Here is a 3,554-nt window from a genome sequence, read left to right as displayed (position 1 = left end):
CCCCCTCCCCTCCCCGCCCCCCTCCCCCTCACCAGGCCCGCTGTCAGTGGCCTGGTGCAGCATCGGTATGTCGGACCGCCGACAGAACCATGGGGGATCACCGTGTCGATCAAGAACGAGCAAGTGGCAGCCCGCTCCTTCCTGGAGCCGCTCTACCGGGACGCGTACTACCCGAACCACGTCCTCGACTTGGGCCGGGCCGTCCTGCTTCGCCTGTGCGCGCGCATCGAGGCGGAGCGGCCCTCGGACCTGGCCGCGCTGTACGTGCTGACGGGGGCGGCGACGGAGGAGTTCAACCTGCTGGAGGCGGAGTTCGAGGCCGCCGGGAGCGAAATCGAGACCGTGGCGCGCGAGGAGATAGCCGAGGAATTCGCGTTCGTGGCCGAGGCGTACGGATTCGCGGACGCGGACATCGAGGAGCTGATCGCCCCGCGGGAGTGGTGAGGAGCCCCGGCAGCGGCGAAGCCGGCCGGGCGGGGCCGACCGTCCCCGCAGGGCCGCCCCGGCCCCCTGACCTCGGCCGAATACTGGTCTGGACCGGCCCCCTCCGATCTGAGACCGTTCCCTGAACGGCCCCGGAAGCCGTGCCGGAAGCCGCCTCGGGTCCGCCCCGAGGCGTGCCCGTGAGCCGGGCGGCGAGCGTTCCACACATCACCTCCACCAGCTTTCCTGTGCATCCCTGTTCCTGACGGCACGTCAGTTCAGTAATCTGACTACGCGTCAGTTATTGAGATTCGTCGAGGTTCATCGAGCAGGAGCGGGCGGAACGATGCTTGGATCTACTCACGGCACCCTCACCACCGACTTCCGCGCACGTGTCGAGGCCTGCGGGGAGACCCCCAGGACGGCCGTCCACTCCACAGCGGCTCCGTCCGCCGAGGACACGGTCGCGCTGGACGTCAGCGGTCGGCCCCTGCACGCCGACGCCCCCGACCTGGACCGGTTCTTCCGGCCCGAGTCCGTGGCGGTCATCGGCGCCTCGGACGCCGACGGCAGACCGAACACCGGCATCACCCGCCAGCTCATCGCCTGGGCGGAACGCGTCGGTGCCCGGCTGCACCCCGTGCACCCCACCCGGGCCACGGTCTTCGGGCTGCCCTGCCACGCCTCCGTGGCCGAGCTGCCCGAACAGGTGGACCTCGCGGTTCTCCTCGTAGCCGATCCGCTCCCCATCGTGGAGCAACTCGCGGAAGCCAAGGTGAAGTTCGCGGTCGCCTTCGCCTCGGGCTTCGCCGAGACCGGCGACGAGGGCGCCGCCGCGCAGGCCCGCCTGGGAGCCGCCGTACGGCGCTCCGGGCTGCGCCTCCTCGGCCCCAACACGAACCTCAACGCCTTCGAGAAGTTCCGCGAGGACCTCGACGGCCCGGCCATCGCGCTCATCACCCAGTCCGGCCACCAGGGCCGGCCGGTCTACACCCTCCAGGAGCTGGGCATCCGCCTCTCCCACTGGGCGCCCACCGGCAACGAGGCCGACCTCGAAACCTCCGACTTCATCTCCTACTTCGCCGAACAGCCCGAGGTCGGGGCCATCGCCTGCTACGTGGAGGGCCTCAAGGACGGCCGGCAGTTCCTCCTCGCCGCCGACCGGGCCGCCCGCAACGGCGTGCCCGTCGTCGCCGTCAAGGTCGGCCGCACCGAGACCGGCGCCCGCATGGCCGCCTCGCACACCGGGAAGCTGACCGGCGCGGACACCGTCGTGGACGCCGCCATGCGGCAGTTCGGTGTCATCCGGGTCGACGGCCTCGACGAACTCCAGGACACCGCGGCGCTCCTCGCCCGGGCCCGAAAGCCCCTCGCCGACGGAGTGGTCGTCTACTCCATCTCCGGCGGCACCGGAGCCCACTTCTCCGACCTGGCCACCGAGGCGGGGCTCAGCATCCCCACCCTCTCCCAGGCGAAGCAGGACGAACTGCACCAGTGGATCCCCTCCTACCTGGGCGTCTCCAACCCCGTGGACAACGGCGGCCACCCGGTCGGCGACTGGCGCGGCCGCAAGATCATCGACGCGATCCTCGCGGACCCCTCGGTAGGCGTCCTGATCTGCCCGATAACGGGCCCCTTCCCCCCGATGAGCGACAAACTCGCCCAGGACCTGGTGGACGCGGCCGAACAAACAGACAAACTGATCTGCGTGATCTGGGGCTCCCCGGTCGGCACGGAGGAGGCCTACCGCACCACGCTCCTCGGCTCCTCCAGGGTCGCGACCTTCCGCACCTTCGGCAACTGCATCACCGCCGTCCGCGCGTACCTCGGCCACCACCGCTTCACCGCCGCCTACCGCTCCCCCTTCGAGGACGCCCCGCGCACCACCTCGCCCTCCTTCCGCAAGGCCCAGGCCCTCATGCGCCCTGGCCAGCAGCTCAGCGAGCACGCCGCGAAGCAGCTCCTGCGCGCCTACGGGATCCGCGTGCCCCGGGAGCAGCTGGTGACCAGCGCCGCAGCGGCCGTACGGGCGGCCGGGCTGGTCGGCTACCCGGTGGTCATGAAGGCCTCGGGCCCCCAGCTCGCCCACAAGACCGAGCTGGGCCTGGTCAAGATCGGCCTGACCTCGGCGAGCCAGATCCGCGACGCCTACCGCGAGTTGACGGACATCGCCCGCTACGAGAACGTCCCGCTGGACGGGATCCTCGTCTGCCAGATGGTGGAGCGCGGCGTCGAAATGGTCGTCGGGGTCACCCAGGACGAGCTGTTCGGTCCCACGGTGACGGTAGGACTGGGCGGTGTCCTGGTGGAGGTGCTGCACGACGTGGCCGTCCGGGTACCGCCGTTCGGCGAGGACCAGGCGCGGGCGATGCTCGGGGAACTCCGCGGGCACGCGCTGCTGGAGGGCGTACGGGGGGCGCCCCCCGCCGACGTCGACGCGCTGGTGGAGGTCATCCTCCGGGTGCAGCGGATGGCGATGGAACTGGGCGACGAACTCTCGGAGCTGGACATCAACCCCCTGATGGTCCTCCCCCGGGGCCAGGGGGCGGTGGCGCTGGACGCCCTCGCCATCTGCCACTAGCCCCCCGGCGCCCCGGGGGAGCCGCCCCCGGGCGCACCGCCACCCCCGGGACCCACCGGCCCCGGACCCCCGGTGCGCAGGGCGGAGTTCCCCTACCCGCCCTTCCACCGTTCCCAGGGCCAGCCCTGACCCGCGCCTCAAACGCCGGCGAGGCTGAAAACGGGGTCCCCGGCTGCGCCCGAACCCCCTGGGGCTCCGCCCCAGACCCCGGTCCTCAAACGCCGGACGGCTGAAAAGCCAAACCCCGGCGGCTGAAGAGAGCCAACGCCCGGCGGCTGGCTGGAGGGACCCATAACCGGGGGCTGAAGGGACCCAAGACCAGGCGGCTGAAGGGGCCCAACGCCGGACGGCCGAAGAGACCCAACATCGGGCGGCTAAAAAGGCCCAACGTCGGGCGGCGGAGGAGACTCACCCTCCGGCGGGGCTGGAGGCGGCGGACGGGGACGGGGGCGGGGTGGGGTGTCGGCCGGGACGTAAAGCGTGATTTGTGGCGCAGCAACACCCCGCACCCTGTCGAAGCTGCGCACAGGGCGCCTAAATCATGCAGTCC

Annotated in this window: 2 protein-coding genes; both read left to right on the top strand. The window is 71.5% G+C overall.

Annotation, left to right across the window (positions count from 1 at the left end; genetic code table 11):
* Positions 1-102 precede the first annotated feature (102 nt).
* The gene (locus AC061S_RS44205) at positions 103-444 is read left to right on the top strand and encodes a DUF5713 family protein (RefSeq protein WP_478691537.1); all 342 of its coding nucleotides are present in this window, start codon (positions 103-105) and stop codon (positions 442-444) included.
* A 325-nt stretch (positions 445-769) separates the two neighbouring features.
* Positions 770-3,004 carry an acetate--CoA ligase family protein gene (locus AC061S_RS44200; RefSeq protein WP_478691536.1) on the top strand — a complete coding sequence of 745 codons (2,235 nt, stop codon included), beginning with the start codon at positions 770-772 and terminating at the stop codon, positions 3,002-3,004.
* Positions 3,005-3,554: the final 550 nt, after the last annotated feature.

Source organism: Streptomyces sp. CA189 (assembly GCF_056428985.1).
Note: the sequence above shows the minus strand (reverse complement) of the source record. Positions and strands in the feature narration are given on the sequence as shown.